Consider the following 18,604-nt stretch of genomic DNA (forward strand, 5'->3'; position numbering starts at 1 on the left):
TTCAAGAAATAGCCGCACAGGAGTCGATCTCACCCAACAAAAGCATCAATTTACCATGTCTCAAACATCTGAAATTTCTCAAGATAAACCTCAACCTTTGCCGCTCCATGAGCTGTTATCTCGTTTATTGAAATCAGAGAAAACGTCTCATCGGCATCCCTTGCCCATCATGGGAACTCTGCAAGACCTCAACCAAGCCTGGGAGCGGCGTCCGCTGTTAGATTTTATCAATGCTAGTTTACGGGGTATCGGTCAAGTAGGGTTTGCCAATAATCCTATCACTGGACTACTCATTACTCTTGCGGTTTTTATTCAGTCGCCCTGGGTAGCCTTGATGCTAGTTGTCGGAGTTGTTGTGGCTACATGGACCGCCTATTTGATGGGTCTCGATCGCCCCAGTATTCGCAATGGCATTTTTGGTTTGAACGGAGCCTTAGTGGGGCTAGCTTTAGGAACGTTTGGCACTTGGGGCAATGGTACTGGAAACTTGCTTTGGGTACTGGCGGTTATCATTTGTGCAGCCCTGAGCACAGTATTGATGCAGTATATCGGGCTATGGATGGCCGTGTATTTAGGGCTGCCCTCTATGGGAGTGCCATTTCACATTGTTACCTACAGCTTTCTGGTAATAGCCCTCTACGTTCCGCAACCCTTCTTTGAATTAGGGGCACCACCGCCCTTCCCTAACCCAGCTGAATCCCTAGATGGGGTAAGCGTTTTATCCGGCCTAATCACCGGAATTGGTCAAATCTTTTTTTCAGGCAGCTTAGTATCTGCCTTGTTAATTATAATTGCTTTAGCCTTGTGTAGCCCAATGGGAGCCCTGGTTGCGGTTCTAGGGTCGGTGATTGGTTTGGTCACTGGCATTGTACTGGGGGTAAATCTGAATGTGCTGTACGCTGGACTGTGGGGATACAACTCAGCATTAACCGCAATTGCTATTGGAGGCATTTTCTATACCCCTAATCGACGAAGCCTTTTGTTTGCAAGTGGTGGAGCCTTTGGGGCAGCTCTGATTGGCTGGCTGCTGACTCTGGTAATGACACCCTTGAAACTACCGATTTTGGCGATGTCCTTTCATCTGGGTACTTATGCCTGCTTCGTAATCTTACAGCGATCGCTTTCTTCCTTGGTGCCTGTTGCACCCTACTCCATTGCTAGTCCCGAAGAGCATCGATTCCGCTACCTCACAGCCAAGGAAGTGATTTCGGCCTTCCGTCGGCAGTTGCAAGGAGCCATGGTTGGGCAGCATCACAAGGTATTATTTGACAAAGCACCCCAAGAACTCAAAGGTGACCTGCGTTATATCTTTGATGCTATCGACCGGGATCAAAGCGGCAGCTTGTCTTTGACAGAACTTAGCTATCACTTCCAGCAAGCGGGGCATAGCATCAGTGATGATGAACTGAACTTTGTCTTTTCCAGCATGGATGTCGATAACAGCGGAGAAATAGACTTCGAGGAATTTGGGGAATTGTTGCTGCGCCACCGTCGTCTGATGTCGAGACTTAATGAGTTTGCCACATACTTTATTCCCATTGATAAGAATAAGAATGGAGTGGTTGAGCTAGATGAAATGAATGTAGTGTTAGCCAGTGTGGATCAGCCTCCTCTTTCAGAAGATGAAGTGACCTTTTTGCAACAGCGAATTGGAGGCAAAGAGCTTAACTGGGAAGGATTTATCGAATTGTTGCTAGTGATTTAGATCAATAGAGTTTCTCAACTCCTACCCTGGCGATCAAATAGTAATCGCGGTTTCAGCAAAATCTTAAACAACAGTAAAAGCGATCGCATTTCTGATGGAGTTTCCCGTCGCTGCCATCGACCCGGACGGCAAAAGAGTATCTCTACCAAAGTGCGATGCTCTTGGAGAGTTAATGGGTCAAACATAATTCGTAGACTAGCTTCTTCACCACTGTTGTCAATTTCAGTAACTACTCCTGACAACTCTAGCTTTTCCTCGATCATCTCTAGTTCCACTGGCAACGGTTCAGTGGCAGTGTTTGGGCTATCTAATCGTAAATCAGCCACCTCGGTCAAAGCCACTTGAGCACCAACTTCTGAAATCTTGGTGGTCATACCCCAGACAGTCTGATTTGAGATCTCAAGCCGCACCACTCGGCGCAACTTGAACCACTGGTAAAGGTCCCGATTGGGGACATCCACTACAATCAATAAAGCAATACCCAACATGATCAGGTTATAGATACTCCAAATCCAACCTAGACTCAGACCTTGAATCATCTGAGCGTCAGTAGCTGATATCCCACTTCCCCAATACATCACAGAAGTACTCAAATTCATCCATAGGCTAACTGCTGTAGCGATAAATAGGATAATCAAAGGCAATCCCAACTTGGAGTTAAACACAAAGCGATCGCGTTTTACGCCTTTGGGTGTGACCTTAAATCCTTTGCCAAAGGGATTCAGCATGACTTGTATCACTGTCAAGCTCAGAGGAACACACCAAGGCAATGAGTAAATATCCGACAACAATCCTGACCGGGAACGAAGGTTTAACCAGGAAAAAACTGTGAGCTGTATCAGATAATAAGGTAGCAAGAAATACAACAATTCAGCAGCCGTTGCTTTTAAGGGAATCACCCCTAGAAATGAATAAGCTAGGGGCATTAACAGGAATCCGAAGCGAGATAAACCGGTAAACCAATTTAGTAATCCATCTAAATGGGCTAGCCTTTGGATTGGTTTTAACCCCGGAATAGTTAGAGGGTTGGCATCAATAAAAAATGCCTGCAATGTTCCTTGAGCCCACCGCAATCGTTGAGCTACATGGGCAGCAATATTTTCTGCGGCTAAACCAGCACTAAGTTTTTCATCTAAATAAATAACTTGGTAACCCATTGCTGCTATCCGAATACCAGTAAAGTAATCTTCAGACAAAGAATCGGTTACAAAACCACCAGCCGCTTCTATAATATCACGTTTAACAACAAAGGAAGTTCCGGAACAAACCACACCGCCAGCACCATCCCTGATGGGCTGAACTTGCCGATAAAATATCTCTTCTTCTGGCAGTAGCACATCTTCTAAACCTAAATTGTAGGCAATCGGGTCAGGGTTATAAAAGCTTTGAGGAGTTTGGACTAATCCGACATTACTATTTTTAAAAAAACCTACGGTGCGAGTCAGAAAATTTTTATTCGGGACAAAATCAGCATCAAATAATACAATCAAATCCCCTGATGTTTTTGGAATAGCATGGTTTAAGTTTCCCGCTTTGGCATAGGAATTATCTGGACGAGTGATATAGTTACACCCCAATTCAGCAGCTAGATCTTTGACATTTTGACGTTTGGTATCATCTAGTAAATAAACGTTTTTGTTGTCATAATCTATCCCTTGACAACCCATAATTGTTCGCTTTAAAATAAAACAGGGTTCATTATAGGTTGGGATGAAGATATCCACAGAAGGATTAAACCTTCCTGAAATCACATCTATTGATAACTGAGAAGCATGAGCGCTACGGTTTTTGACCCTTAACATTAAAAATAGCTGGATAATACTGCTGGTTAGCAACAACATTTCCAGTAAAAATAATCCTAGGCTAAAGACACCATTAAGGGGATCCACTAAATTGAGGGTAGAGAAGATTCGCCAGAGCAGATATCGTCCCAATAGTGCTAGCAAAATCCCCACCACTAAATTTCTAGACCAAGTGCGAGGACGGGGAGAGAGTTTCGTGACCCCCAGCACAACTACCATTAAGATAATTGTTGGCAGTAATAAGTAGTGGTGCTGAGTCACCATTGGTGCTTCCAGCCACATCGGTGGGTTTATTTGCCAGACATGCAGCTGAGCAAATAGCTGTGTAATCTGCCCCTGACCAGTCAACCAAGCTAAAGCGATCGCACTAAAACTAGTAAATAGAATCAGCATCACGACCGTTGCGGCTCGTAACCTAAAAACTTGTTTGTTAGAAGAACACCTAGAGTTTGGGTAGCTCACTTTGGGAACTGTCATGTCTAAAAACAGGTATAGCGCTGTGGGCAGGGAATAGGGAATAGGACATTAAAAAGTGTGGTATTATAAAGGTTATAGCAATTATTTGCCCCTTGAATTTGGAAACACCATTACACCCATTGCTGTATCATAACTTGTTATTTTAAACTCAACCAAACTAATAAAATAGTATGTGACTAATCTAGATAATATTGATAATATATTAATATAACCTGAGCTAAATATTAAAATTTACTTAACTTACCAAGTTTGGGATATATTAATGGATAAATTTTTTAATGAGCTAGAGTTGAGAAGTATTCACTAAATTTCTTAACCAAAACTCAGGTTAATGCCACCGAAGACTAGACATAATAGCAAAAAGAGTAATGTTTCCACGAGATAGATAATCTGATGAAGCTTAACTATTTAGCGATCTTTGGTGCTACTGCCTTTTTAAGCGTAGGTTGTGTAGCAGGAGTACCTGGGAATCAAGAGTACTGTTCAGGCAAAACCCTCTACCTCTAGGTCTACGACAACCAAGATTGATGTGTCCACTGTTCCAGCTGCTGAACCAGCTAGAACAGTGGCACAGGCAACAAGTAGATCAGGAAATTTTGTAACAGCAGCCCATTCTACTCAAGGCATGGTAAGTTTATTCACAGACAATGGACAACGTTACCTGAAGTTTGACGAAACCTTTAAGACCGATAACGGACCCGATTTAATGGTGCTGTTGCACCGCCAAACTGTCCCCAAATCCTACAGTAAGGAAAATTATGAAAGTCTTGGTCCTCTTCAGCAGGTCAGTGGGACTCAAGGGTACCTTATCCCTGCTGATGTTAATCCAGAAGACTTTAACTCTGTAGTCATATGGTGCCGTAAATTCAACGTCACCTTGGCCTTTCGGCCACGCTACGCGAATGGCTACGCCACCCTTAGTAAGTAGTACCACTAATTACTAATAATTAACCCAAGTTCCTAAGGACTAATGACTAAACAGCCTATAGTACAGGCTGACAAAAAATTCCTTGACTGGAAACGCTAAATAGGTTATCGGATTAATCGTCACAATGATGTTACGCACATCACGAGTGGCTAGATTAAGGATTTGTTGGGCTACCCAATCCGCTGACATGACCCCAATCGGATTGAGATTACTTTTAAATGGTCCGAGGATTAGTTTACGTACTACACAAGGAGCATCTAGACGACGGAGGGTAACTAGGTCTCCTAGGGTACGTTTGCTCAGTTCATACAAAGGACTAAAGGCTGGACTAACTTCCGCTTCCGAAGTATTAACCCAAACTTCCTTGCGAGCAATATCTTGGTTCGTCCGAACAGTGGATAAAAACATCTCCAGCAACCGCCAACTTGATAATGTGTTGACCTCGTAGGATTTTGCGATCGCATCGGCTGTCCGTTCTTGATGAACATTGATGCCGTGATTGAGAATTAGAATATCCAAATTTTCCAAATGTGGGGCTAGTTCGGACTCTTTACTCACTTGCCAAGTGAAGGTTTTTACTGGCAAGCTTTCACCATTGACACTTAACGTAACAGTTTGTTCTTGGGAGGTCAGAGCAATCACTTTTGCTCCCCGTTGCTGGAGATGGTACAACAGTGACTGTCCCAAAGTTCCCGATGCTCCCGTCACTGCAATAGTTTTCCCTTGGAGCGATAGTGCTGTCCCCATCAGTTTGTCTACTAAAGTCAATGTGCCGCCATAGTAAGCCTTTTGGTTATCAAAGTGATGTCGCCAATGGTAGCTGCGATTTACCATCCAACCGGAAGGAGGACAGAGGAATGGACCCGGAAGGTGGGTTCCATCAGTCAACTTATCAGCTCCCTTGATGCCATAGCCACGAGCGATCGCACCAAATAGAAATACCATAGAGTACACAGAACCAGCCAAAGCTGCCCAATGCATATCTGGTGTCCAGGTATAAGCCAACCACCATAGCACCAAGCCTAACATTAGCATGACCAAGGCTTCTGGCACATCATTACGCCAGTGCGCCTGTCGATATATGGTATCACTGACAGCAGTTAAATCCTGACGGAAGACCCGATGATGCCACACATGCAAGCGATACAGAGGTTTCCAGTGATGGGACAGGAGGTGATAGAAGTCTCGCACCAGTTCTACCCACAGAATAGAACCCAGTCCCAAAACCCCTATAGCTAGCCAGAAATTTACCATAAACATGATTATGATGCCTAGAGTGAACAGTAATTTGTCGTGTTGGCAAATTGCCCATTCACATCATAATTAGGTAGGTAGGTAGAAGTGAAACTAACATGCTCACGGTTGACCGTTAACACTCACCTGTGAAGCATCAACTTTCAACCATCAACTTTAAACCTTCAACCATCAACCATCAACCTTCAACCTTCAACCTTCAACCATCAACCTTCAACCATCAACCTTCAACATACCATCTTCCATATAAGACACTTGGTCAGCTACATCGATAATACGAGGATCGTGGGTTACCATCAGCACTGTGCAGCCTTTATCCTTAGCCAGACGACGCAGAAGCTCAATGACTGTATGACCACTGTGAGAGTCCAAGGCTGCCGTTGGCTCATCTGCCATAATTAGGGGTGGCTCTTTAGCTAAAGCCCGCGCGATCGCTACCCGTTGCTTCTGCCCCCCTGACAAGTCACTCGGTCTAAGATGTCCTTTCCCCTCTAAACCAACCTGCTCTAATAAGGTTTTTGCCTGCTGTCGAGCGTTGACCCCCCGAATGCCCTTAATGTTTAGCACAACTTCCACATTCTCTGCTGCTGTCAGAGCTGGAAATAGGTTGAAGTGTTGGAAAATAAAGCCAATGTGTTCTCGTCGAAACTCTGCCAGCTTAGTTCTAGACATACCGGTAATTTCTTGACCCAGTAAATAGACTTTTCCTAATGTCGGGGTCAGTAATCCCGCCAATATTGACAAAAGGGTAGTCTTGCCAGAGCCAGACGGTCCCATTAAAAGTTGGATATCACCACGTTTGACTTCCCAGTCTATTCCTTTGAGGACTTGAACACGGTTTTGTCCTGACTCGAAGTCCATCTGCACCCCTTTAGCAAGAATGGAGCGTATACCATACTTAGGTAAATCTATAACTTTAGATACTTTAGAGCCGCCCTTAATCAGTTTTTTGGGAAACACCATATATTAAACTTTAGCAGCACCCGTTGACTAGACTCTTAGGTCGTACTGCTGGAAATTGACGACTCCCCATCGCTAAAGCATGGGGATTCTGGCAGGTTGATCGGCGAACCGGCGACCTACACTGAATAAAAACGTTTTGTTTCACATCAGAGGGACTGGCCATAAGTTCTACTGCTAGAGATAAGACTTATTATGCTACATCTTAATCTCTAGATGGGTATTGTCGGATACTTGTTCCGATTGCTTCTACTTGACCCTTATCCCTTATAGTGCTAAGGATCGTAGATAAAAGCGTAGGTGGAAGCTACACCTGTGAACTACAATAGCCTGAGCTTACGCTACAGCAATGGATTCGGACTTCACAAGGAATTGCCTAAATTTAGTTCCCCAAACCCAGGTCTTATATTCCTGCCCTCACCAGCAGTCCTAATTTCTAAGACCGATGATTCTGCTTGGTTGGTTTTTTGGCAACAAGGTTTTTTAACTTGGTTATCGTCAAAGCGCGTTTTTGATGCTAGCAACTTTTTGGCACAATTCCCAGAAAAAGGCTCTCCCATAGGACGCTCATCAAGCACGGATAGAGCGCGGGACTTCTCCCCTAACCTTTAATTCTGGCAGATAGCTATTTTATAATCTAAAGTATAACAGAAATCTCATCCACTGGGACTATCCCCATCCCATCAAGCTAGGGGCAAAGATAGCTGATTGCTGATTGCTCAATGCTTAACCCCTTTTCGCACTTTGAGAAACCCAAGGCAGCAATTGATTAACATCTAGCAAAAAGACTGTCAAAGATGTATTTTCTTGGGGAATCACCGCAACATGACTAGCAATTCCTAGGGTATCAGCTTGACGAAAAGACTCTGGTAGGGTACGAATATCACTCACGGAAACCTCTATCAAATTCGGTGTTTTGAGTACAGGGATACCAAATCGTTCACCCATTGTATTTTGAGCAATCAGCAGGAAGCGTCCTGGGTTAGAAGTGCTGATTTTGCTAGATTTAAATAACCGGCGATGCAAGTCGATAATAGGAATTTCCTGATCATCGATATGGGCAATGCCAATATCATTGAGTCCACTGCTATAAACAGTTGTATAATTAATTACTTTTTTTACACACTCAATCGGAAATGCGAAATTGATGCTGTCTATTCTAAAGACCACTAATTTTAAGAATGATGTAGTATTCTGATTTTGCAATCGATTACTATCACTCAGCTGGGAGTCAATTAAGTTATTTTTCATAATATCGAATTCATCTTCATCTTGTTCAAATAAGTATGAATGATTAAAAATTACAATTATTATAATCAGGATTTGTAAGCAATGGTAATTAAATAGATTAACTCACCATACTAAGTTGGTAAAGTTAGGATTAAAAGTATAATGATGCACTATAATTCAAGGCTATGGGTGCAAGTAAATGATTAGTAGTGGAGACCCCTCAAGAAGCTAATTGCTTATTGCTTTGAGCTAAACGCTGATTAGGAATGGCTGATAGCACATCAAGTAGCACCATCTGTAGCGCATTAGCTGATCAATTAATACTTAAACTTCAGATTTACTTTGTTCAATAATGTTTTTTATTTTTCCAATAAAATCTTGTTCAATATAAGGTTTAGTAAAGTAAGCGTTAGCCCCCAAATGCATTGCTAAACGCTGATGTTTTTCACTGCTACGAGAGGTAAGCATTGCTATAGTAATTTTTGATAACTGAGGGTCTTGGCGACGTTGACCAAGAAACTCAAAACCGTTCATATTCGGCATTTCAATATCACAAATTATCATCTGCACTTTCGAACTTTGCCGCAATTGTTCCAAGGCTTCGTGTCCATCCCGAGCCTGTAACACTCGGTAACCCGCTTTTTGCAAGCTCATAGCCAAGGTTCGTCGTAAACCTGTCGAATCATCCACAATTAAAATTGTGGGAAGTGGAGCAGTTTTAGCAGGAGTTTGAGTCCGGTTAACCGATGACTTTTTCTTAGTGGTAGCTTCGAGTATATGAGACAAGCTTCTCGGTTTAGTCTCTTCTTGGCTTTGAGCTAAAAATTGCTCTAGCAGGGCGTTACCATCCATCACCGGAATTAAACTACCATCCCCCAAGATGGTACAACCATAGGTATAACTGGGAGCCGCAAGCACTTTGCCAAAGGGTTTAATCACTAGCTCTTGCTCTGTGATCACGCGATCGATTTCTAACCCAAAAGCCTGCTGCTCTCGACGCATTACTACCAGAGGTAATGCCCAATCTTCAGGAGTGGGGACATAGACTAAAGCTTTGCTAGGAGTAGTTTCCCTGACTGGACAGTTATATTCCAAAAGATCAGACATGGTATAAGTGGGAACCATTTGTCCGCGCCATAGCAAAAACCGTTTTGTCCCAGATTTTTGCATCTGATCCCCCTTGGGAACTACAATTTCCTCAATACTGTCTGATGGTAAAGCGATAACAATTGGACCGACTGTAGCAATTAGTAATTTAGCAATGGTGAGAGTTAACGGCAGGCGTAGGGTAAAGGTTGTACCCTTACCTGGAGATGAGGTGACAGAGATTTTACCTTTGAGAGCTCGAATTTGAGAGCGTACTACATCTAAACCTACTCCCCTACCAGACAGTTCACTGACTTTAGCTGCGGTGGAAAATCCTGGCTCAAAAATCATCTTTAACAGTCGGGATGGGGGAGCTTTAGCAATTTGTTTGGCTGACAACAATCCCTTGGCCAATACTTTTTTACGAATGCGTTCAATATTAAGACCTTCACCGTCATCCTTAACTTGAATAATGGTTTGATTGCCTTTATGATAGGCCCGAATTTCAATTTGTCCTTCCTCTGATTTACCTCGTTTGCGCCGAATTTGAGGGGATTCAATGCCATGATCAAAAGCATTCCGGAGTAAATGTAGTAAGGGGTCATAAAGTTTTTCCAGCACTGCTCTATCCACCAAAACCCCTGTACCACTAAGCTTGAGTTTTGCTGGCTTGTGGTGTTGGGTAGAAAGATCCCGTAAAGCCCGGGGAAAGCGGTTGAGTACTTGACCCAGAGGCAACATCCGCGCCCACATCAGCTCGTCTCGTAGCTGAGAAAGCATTTGCCGCTGTTGTTCCAAGGTCTGATCAGACTGCTGAGCAAATAGGGTTATATCCCCCACGGCTTCTTTAAGCAGCATCATTTCTTCTTGTAGTCCTTGGATCAAAGCATGGACGTTGCTATAGCTATCCATTTCCAAAGAATCAAACAGGGGTTTGTTAAATGGGTCTGACTCACTCTCTAGGCTCTTTTGGCCTGACCACGTTACCGATTGCTGGGGTGAGTTTCTCTCACCGACAGAATTCGTCCCTTGCTGGTTCAACTCATTCTGACTAAGGGAGGCAAAGCTAGGATTTGACACCATTGATCCAGCACTTGAGGCACTCGCTAGACTCTGATCAGATAACTCTTGTATTTGACTAACAATGGTTTGACAAAGTTCAAATCTTTGGGTTAGTTCCCGCACTGCTGCTTGTAATTGTTCATTTTGCAGGCCAATACTATTGCGGTTGATCACCAGTTCCCCTACCAGATTGTTCATCCGTTCTAGTCGCTTTAAGTTAACCCGGACTGAACTCTCGGGGGAGATAGAGGTTGGACTTTGGCTGGGATGCTGTGACGGCTTAGGAGTAGATTGATTAGATCGAGTAGGTTGATGCTGCTGGGATTTCGCCGATTGAGTGGGTGGGTTGATAGCTAATTCATTGGCTAAGAATGCGGCTGCTGGTAGCGTTGGTGGTGATGGAACATCTGAAGCAGGCATATCCTGGAGCGGTGGCAGGCTTTCAAAGATTTGTTCAATCTTTTCCACAGCAGCTTCCAGGGTTTTTGGGACCTCTAGGGATGAGTTCTTCAGGGGAGCAGAAGCAGTGCTTGATGGATTTGGGGAATTCGCTACTGGTTTAGATCCTGGGGTAGGGTCAGCCTTAGAGTTACTCAGGTCTTGCTGGTCTTGCTCCGAGCATCCCACAGTTTCTGGGGTCGAGGAAATGGTTTCCTCTGGGAAAGATGCTTCTGTCTCTTGGACTGGGTTAACTTGATCCTCTGAAGGGGTAGATTGATCAGATGGTATGTCTTGACTGGCTTGCCCCAAGTCACTAGTTCTGAGATCAGCAAGAATGGGTGGGGTGACAGGAACTTCCTCAGCTGGCAGGTTCACTTGGGGCTGCTGGGCAGTGGTTTCCTGGGCTAGAGCAACGTCTTCAAAGAGTAAGGTCTGTTGATCTTGGTTAAAGTTACTAAAAATATCAGTAACATCAGCTGAGTCGGTAACCTTCGAAGATGGTGAGTCAACAGTTGCTTGATCTAGCTCAGTTTCCTGATGGGCAACAGTGGGTGAGGTTTCGAAAGTCTCTTCCGTTATTGGATTGAGTTGGGATGGTTGGGTAGCGGTTTGCTCGGATAAGGTAAAGTCATCAAAGGCATTGCTTGCTTCGCCTAGGTTAAAGTCACTAAAGATATCTTCAAATTCAGAGGTGGTATTTAGACTATTTGTGATGTCATTAGCCGGAGGAGCAGGGGCTTCTGTTAAAGCAACTAGAGCAGTCGAGGGATTTCCCCCTTGAGTGCGATCGCCTGCTAGTACAGCAGCTCGTCCTGTTGTAAAGTCAGCTAGGGCCAGTTCAATAATTTTCAAGACTTGGTGGGGATTTTGCTCTACTGCCGCTACAGCCGTTTGGGCAATCGCTCCAAATCCGGACAAGTTCAGTAACTCAGCAAAGCCAGCAAATACGTCTGCTTGTGCCTTTAATTCCCCCACCACCTCATAATTTTGGGGATTGGCTAGGACAGAAGCAAGACGTTCTAGTCCCTGAGCCACATCAACCTCAAAAATAGAGGATACAATATCAATACCTAAGTCACCGGAACTAGGAATGTAGTTATCAACCTGTGTTAGGGCATCACCGAGTCGTTCTTCAATCTGGGCATAAGTGGATTGAGCCCTGGCTAGGGCTTGCTCTGGGTCAAAATAGCCTTGCTCAATTTGCTGGATGAGGGGGTTCCGGAGGCAGTCATAAGCTTTGAGCAGCAAGCTTTCTAGCTCAGTATCAAGTTGTACCTCGTCGCTGTAGAAAGCCTTGAAGATATCTTCGAGACGATGAGCCAAGGTTTTAATTGCCTCTAGCCCAACACTGGCAGCACCTCCCTTGATGGAGTGAGCGGCTCGCATTAAATCGTGGATCTTAGCCGTGGTTCGTTCTTGCTGGAGATTCAGTAAGCCTGTCTCGATCAGTTGCAACAGCTCTGGTGCCTCTTCGATAAAAAACTGATAGGCTTGGTCTTGGATCTCAGAGTGAGTTGCCATGGTTCTTCATTGGTCATTGGTCAAGAGAAAATTGGAAATTGGTCATTGGTCATTGGTCATTAACAAAATACTAATAACTACAATGACACTAACTCACCTTGAACTTGCCCACACTATCTTGCAGTTGCTCAGCCACTGTTAGCAGTTCTTTGAACGAGTTAGATACTTGGCTGACTTCTGTGGAGGTTCTATTCGCGATCGCTGCTACGTCAGCCATAGTGTCAGTCACTGATTCGCTGGCTTGGGTTTGCTCAACAGCTGTGATGGCAATTGCTTTGACCAACTCATTTATCTTGACCGTTACGGCAGTAATTTGATTCAAACTCTGCCTGGTATCATCCACCAGTTTAGTCCCAACTACCACTTGCTCAGTTCCCTCTTCCATAGCGGTTGCCACCTCATTGGTTTCCGCCTGAATGTCTGCTACCAGCTTTTCAATTTCCGCCGTTGCCTCCGCCGATTGATGGGCCAAGGCTCGTACTTCATCAGCAACTACCGCAAAGCCTCGACCGGCTTCCCCAGCACGAGCCGCCTCAATAGCGGCATTGAGGGCTAACATATTAGTTTGCTCAGCAAAGCCACTAATCAGGTTGACTACCTTAGAAATCTTTTGGGACGATTCCCCAAGGCGTTTGACCTTCTTAGCCGTACTACCTACAGTTTCCCGAATCGCCATAAAACCTTCTACAGTGCGGTTCATAGCAGCATCTCCGGCTTCCACCGTTTGAGCTGCTTGTTTAACTGCAGCTTCGGCTTCAGAGGCACTGGCAGCCACAGAGCGAGTTGAGACTGTCATGTCATGAATTTTTTGTAAAGCATTAGCAATTTCCTCCGCCTGTCGTAAAGCTTCTGTGGATAGCTCTCGGATCGCTGCTTCATCTTGAGTAGTGGTGGTGGTGACTTGCTTAGTTGCCTGTTGCACTTGCACCACAAGTTTCCGCAAGCTTTCGATTGTAGCATTGTAGGAATCGGCAATAGTTCCCAATTCATCGGCAGTCACTTGGGCTCGAATAGTGAGGTCTCCTTTACTAACTGGCTCTACTTCCATCAACAGTTCTAGAGCACGCTTTTGCAGCTCCTCTTTGAGCTGGCGCTGTTCCTGAGCAAGATTTTCGGCTTCTTGGCGGGCTGCTTCCATTTGTTCTAAGGATGTGGCTCGCTGCATAACATTGCCCAGCTGAACAGATAACTGCGTCAGGAAAATGATTTCAGACTCTTGCCACTGGTGTGGGGCCCTACAATGATGAGCAATAAGTAAACCGTAGAGTGTTTCTGCGTGGACAATTGGTGTCACTAAATTTGCTTTGATTTGCAATCGTTCCATCAACTTCTCGTGGTCACGATGGAAACCTGCTTCAAATACATTATTGGTGGCAATGACACGCCCATGTTTGTAGGCATCAAGCAGTTGCTGTGGAATACAAGCATCTTCAATTTTCTTCTCAATCCTATCCTCAACCATATTTTCAACTGCTTTCGGCCAACCCGGTTGAATTGCCTCGAATTCAATGTAGCCACTACCATCCGGATTCAGGCGGTAGATAACTACCCGGTCAGCATTCAATTGATTGAGGGCTTTTTCCACCGCTTCTTGGAAGAGAGCTTTGAGGTCGAGAGATTTGTCGATGGGGGTAGCAGCAAGGTTAATAATGACCTGTGTCCGATTTGCTTCTCGACGTACCACGTTTTCCTGACTGGTAACACTCTCAGCCATTTCATTAAAGGTCCTAGCTAGCTTACCGATCTCATCGTTAGTGATCAGATTGCTTCGGACTTGGCGTGACCCTTGAGCAAATTGCTCGGCTAAGTTTTGTAGCTGCTGGATAGGTTTAGCAATGGCTCGTCCTAGCAGAATAGCTAGTAATATATCAGCAGTCACAGCCAAGATCACTACTACCAACTGTAGGAGTAGCTTGTTGCTGAGGAGGAAGTTGAGTTGAGCTTCTGAGGTTCCCCTTACCAAAAGGGCAACTGGCTTACCACTAAAATTATTTAGCGTCCTGGCAGCGATTGTATAGGTTTCCCTCCCTATCTTGATGCGTTTGGTAATCGGATTACCCTGAGCTGTTACCGCTTGATTCAGGAAAGGGGTATCGGGCAAGAAGACTTTCGGTTGAGCTTCTGCTAAATTGGTACTTTTACCCTGGTCTAAGGCAGTTGCCAAGACAAATTGACCATCCGGTTGACGTAGATATACCGCACTATAACCTCCCCCAAAAGACTTTAGGGTATCCTCGACGATAGGCAGCTTGCCATTGACAATATCCCCAGAAACCAGTACTCCCAAAACTGCCCCTGTGTCGGTGGCTCTAACCGGTGTGACGGTGTAGCGAATCAACAGATTGTTTTGCTGGACAATCCCAGCAGGTAGGAAGGGAGACTCTTGAGCAACTTCAGACCAGCTGACCAGTTCACTGGTTTTAATTTGCTGAGGATTTTCCAGAACCTGACTGACTAAGTCATTGGGATCGAAAAACTCCGCAGTTCGATCAGCATTAGCATTGACAAGAATTCGCCGATCCTTTCCCACCAACGTGGCATATTCAATCCGACGAGTCTGGATTTCTTGCTGAAGAATATCTTTCACTTGTTTAAGCAACCCGGGGGTTAAGGGTTTACCTTGAGCATAGGTTTGAACCGCTTGAATAATTGCGCTATTGTCAGATTGTCCCCGAAAACCAAACCCCATCTGATTAATTTTGATATTATATATAATATCCATAACCGCCAATTCTGATTTGGCTTGGTTGATTAATTGAGCACGACCTCCTGTAACAATCAAAAAAGCCCCCACACCTGCTAAGCCAACTACGGAGATCACTTCTGATGTGAACAGGGCTAAGAGCTGTTTACCTTGTATGGGCAAATCATAAAACCATTTCAAAAATAAAGATGGAAGTCTTTGGGGTGGTGCAACCTTTGACTGGATTAACTGAGGTAGTGGTAGCAGTGATTTCCCCAGTTTAGTTTTCAGGGTAGATTTTGACAGATCCAAAGCTTGGTAGCTGCCATTATGACCATTTTCTGATAATTTATAAGCTAAATTATCAGAAAATTTAAGATCATAATTATCAATCTTGTGACCATTGTTATCCTTAAGGGAGTTATTCTGAGGAGGGATTTGAGTCATGGAATACGCCCAATTAATTAAAAATAGGTAGTTTCTCGTTGTGAAGACACCCAGGGTTTGGACATCGCTGCCACCATTGCCTAACTCGGGGTGACTGAAAAACTTCAGAAGTTACAGCCATAGAATTCCCAGTCAATCTTGTTGAGATCACAGTTGCTTTGAAAATGGCAATTAAGAATTAAGAATTAAGAATTAACAATTAACAATTAACAATTAACAATTGACTAAGAACACTAACTCACCTTGAACTTGCCTACACTATCTTGCAGTTGCTCAGCAACTGTAAGCAGTTGTTTAAACGAGTGGGATACCTGCAACGCTTCTATGGAGGTATGATTAGCGATCGCTGCCACATTAGTCATAGTCTGAGTCACTGAAACGCTTGCTTGAGTTTGCTCAACAGTTACCGTAGCGATCGCTTCGACCAACTCATTAATCTTGACCATTACTGCAGTGATTTGATTCAAACTCTGCCTGGTGTCATCCACCAGTTTCGTTCCTCCTACCACTTGTTCAGTACCAGCTTCCATGGCAGCTACCACCTCATTGATTTCCATCTGGATTTGTGCCACAATTTTTTCGATTTCTGCCGTTGCTTCTGCTGATTGATGGGCTAAGGCTCGCACTTCATCCGCAACCACCGCAAAGCCTCGACCTTCTTCCCCAGCACGAGCTGCCTCAATAGAAGCATTTAACGCTAGCAAGTTGGTTTGAGCGGCAAAGTTACTAATCAGGTTAACTACTTTAGAAATCTTTTGGGACGATTCCCCAAGGCGTTTGACCTTTTTGGCAGTGCTGCCTACAGTTTCCCGAATCGCCATAAAGCCTTCCACAGTGCGGTTCATAGCAGTATCCCCAGCTTGGACTGTTTGAGCCGCTTGTTTGACTGCAGCTTCAGCTTCAGAGGCTCTAGCAGCCACAGCTTGAGTTGAAGTCGTCATGTCTTGAATTCGTTGTAAAGCTGCAGTAATTTCCTCTGACTGTCGCAAAGCTTCCGTAGATAGTTCTCGAATTGCTGCTTCATCTTGAGTAGTGGTGGTGGTAACTTGCTTAGTTGCCTGTTGCACTTGCACCACCAGTTTCCGCAAGCTTTCAATGGTAGCGTTGTAGGAATCAGCAACAGTTCCCAATTCATCGGCAGTCACACGGGCACGGATCGAGAGGTCTCCTTTACTAACTGGGTCTACTTCCATCAGCAATTCCAGTGCGCGTTTTTGAAGCTGCTCTTTAGCAGTCCGTTGCTCGGCTTCAGCAATTCTTTGCCGTTCCAAGAGGTTGATCCGGTCAAGGGTTAGTCCCACTTGGTTAGCTACTTGGGTTAAGAAATCGATTTCCGAAGCTTGCCAGGCTCGAGGTTCACTGCATTGGTGAGCAATTAATAAGCCCAAAAGTTCCCCTTCAACCAGAATTGGGGTAACTAAATTGGCTTTGACCGCAAAGGGTTCTAACTGCTTCAGGTAACACGGGGTCAGACCAGCTTCATAAATATTCGGTGTTGCCTTAACTCGACCTTGGATGTACTTATAGACGTAATCCTTTGCAAAGCAAGGGTCAGCAATTTCCGCACCGAGAGCCTGGGGCCAACCTGCAGCCACGGATTCAGCAATGACAGTACCTTTCCAATTGGGGTCAAAGCGATAGACAACCACTCGATCCGCATCCAGCCCTTGTCGGCTCCCTCGCACTACCATATCCAGGATATCTTGCAGGTCAAGGGCTTGAGTTAGCTGAATCGTAATGTCTTTCAGTTGCTTAGCACGCTTAGCGTCAAGGCTTTGGTCTTGTACCAGAACTTTAATCCGGGCGACTAGGTTATTAAAGGTGTGAGCTAGGGTTTGGGTTTCTGCGGTACCACTTGGTTGAGCAATCGCATCTAAATTACCTGCAGTCACCTCCTTGGCTGTATCAGACAATTGACTTAGAGGAGCAGATAGGCGGCGGGATAAAAGCAGAACAACTACCAAAGTTACTGCTCCCAAGGCTAGGGCTATTAAGATAAACGCTACAATTAACTCATTACCAGCGCTTTGCTGTTCTGATTTGTCCACAGAAGCAACGGATACCCAATCTGTGTGTGGGTTAGTCACAATGGTATAGAACTTATCTTTATAGAGGAAGTCAACAATTTTTACCTGCTTTCCCGTTTTCTTCTTATAGGTCGAAAGTCTTTCTTCCTTTAGTGAATACTTAGCTTTGAAACGATTGAAGTCTTGCTTAGTATTAATAGTTAGCTGGGTCGGTGCCTGGACTAAAAACTTAGCAATTTCCCAAACTGCTTCACCCCCAATGATATCTTCCTCATCCAGACTACCTTCAGGGGTGAGGGTACTAATTACCATGCCTTGGCTAGTGTCTATCAGCTGCACTTGTTGGGAACCCATCAATCCGATATGTTCTAGATAAGGGAACAGTTGCTCTAATTGATTCATGGGTAGCACAGCTTTAATCACCCCAAGAAATTCTCCTGATTGAGGATCCTTGATTGCCTGAGCTAGATCAAAACCAAAGACATTAGCTGAATCATCAAAGTCCAGTTCACTGACCCAACGCCCTTGACGCTTTGCTTGTTGCCACCAGTCTTCATCCCTTTGCACAAAGTCAGAGGTGGGATTACTATAAGCAATGTTGTACCCATAGCGGTCAGTGACAAATAATTCCCCTAGACCTACATCCTTAACGATTCTCTTTAAGTAACGATTGAGTTGTGGATTGGGTTGGAGGAGCTTTGTGTTTTGAAAACGTAATTCAATCTCGTGAATAGCCAGTTTCTGAAGTTGTTGCTGTTGTGCGGTTTTGCTACTAGCATGAGCTGCATTGATGACTAAAGGATTACTCCCTAATAAGGTTGGTACAGTAAAGGTATCCTTAATCAGTTGGCTAGCTGCTTCACCAGCAATTAGAGCTTGCTCCTGCTGCTGTAATTTATTTCGCTCTTTGTCATGGTCGTGAACAATTCTGTAACTTACTAGGCTAGCCAGAGTCAGAGGAATCAATACCGTTGGCATAAT

The 18,604-nt window shown here is 44.5% G+C and carries 9 protein-coding genes; 2 read left to right on the plus strand and 7 right to left on the minus strand.

What is annotated here, in order from left to right:
* Positions 1-55: 55 nt before the first annotated feature.
* A complete protein-coding gene (locus F6K49_RS01360) occupies positions 56-1,705 on the plus strand; it encodes an urea transporter (RefSeq protein WP_293026316.1) in 1,650 nt (549 codons plus the stop codon).
* Between the two features lie 14 nt (positions 1,706-1,719).
* Here F6K49_RS01360 and F6K49_RS01365 read toward each other — a convergent pair whose 3' ends face one another.
* Positions 1,720-3,900: a glycosyltransferase gene (locus F6K49_RS01365; RefSeq protein ID WP_293093564.1), complete on the minus strand. Its 2,181-nt coding sequence runs from the start codon at positions 3,898-3,900 to the stop codon at positions 1,720-1,722.
* A gap of 613 nt (positions 3,901-4,513) precedes the next feature.
* Here F6K49_RS01365 and F6K49_RS01370 point away from each other — a divergent pair.
* Positions 4,514-4,912 carry a DM13 domain-containing protein gene (locus tag F6K49_RS01370; RefSeq protein ID WP_293026314.1) on the plus strand — a complete coding sequence of 133 codons (399 nt, stop codon included), beginning with the start codon at positions 4,514-4,516 and terminating at the stop codon, positions 4,910-4,912.
* 39 nt (positions 4,913-4,951) lie between these two features.
* On the opposite strand, the gene F6K49_RS01375 is transcribed toward F6K49_RS01370, so the two are convergent.
* From F6K49_RS01375 to F6K49_RS01400, 6 genes are all read right to left on the minus strand, one after another.
* Complete coding sequence (locus F6K49_RS01375; protein WP_293026342.1) at positions 4,952-6,166, minus strand: bifunctional sterol desaturase/short chain dehydrogenase; 1,215 nt, start codon at positions 6,164-6,166, stop codon at positions 4,952-4,954.
* 213 nt (positions 6,167-6,379) lie between these two features.
* Positions 6,380-7,129, minus strand: coding sequence for an ABC transporter ATP-binding protein (locus F6K49_RS01380; protein ID WP_364303754.1), 750 nt, complete (start codon positions 7,127-7,129; stop codon positions 6,380-6,382).
* Positions 7,130-7,852: 723 nt separating this feature from the next.
* Positions 7,853-8,377, minus strand: a complete 525-nt coding sequence (locus F6K49_RS01385; protein WP_293026312.1) for a chemotaxis protein CheW — start codon at positions 8,375-8,377, stop codon at positions 7,853-7,855.
* 303 nt (positions 8,378-8,680) lie between these two features.
* Entirely contained in the window at positions 8,681-12,466 is a 3,786-nt protein-coding gene (locus F6K49_RS01390; RefSeq protein ID WP_293093567.1) for a hybrid sensor histidine kinase/response regulator, read from the minus strand.
* Positions 12,467-12,554: 88 nt separating this feature from the next.
* Entirely contained in the window at positions 12,555-15,596 is a 3,042-nt protein-coding gene (locus F6K49_RS01395) for a methyl-accepting chemotaxis protein (protein ID WP_293093570.1), read from the minus strand.
* Between the two features lie 233 nt (positions 15,597-15,829).
* Positions 15,830-18,601 carry a methyl-accepting chemotaxis protein gene (locus F6K49_RS01400; protein ID WP_293093573.1) on the minus strand — a complete coding sequence of 924 codons (2,772 nt, stop codon included), beginning with the start codon at positions 18,599-18,601 and terminating at the stop codon, positions 15,830-15,832.
* Positions 18,602-18,604 lie beyond the last annotated feature (3 nt).

The organism is Moorena sp. SIO3I6 (genome assembly GCF_010672095.1).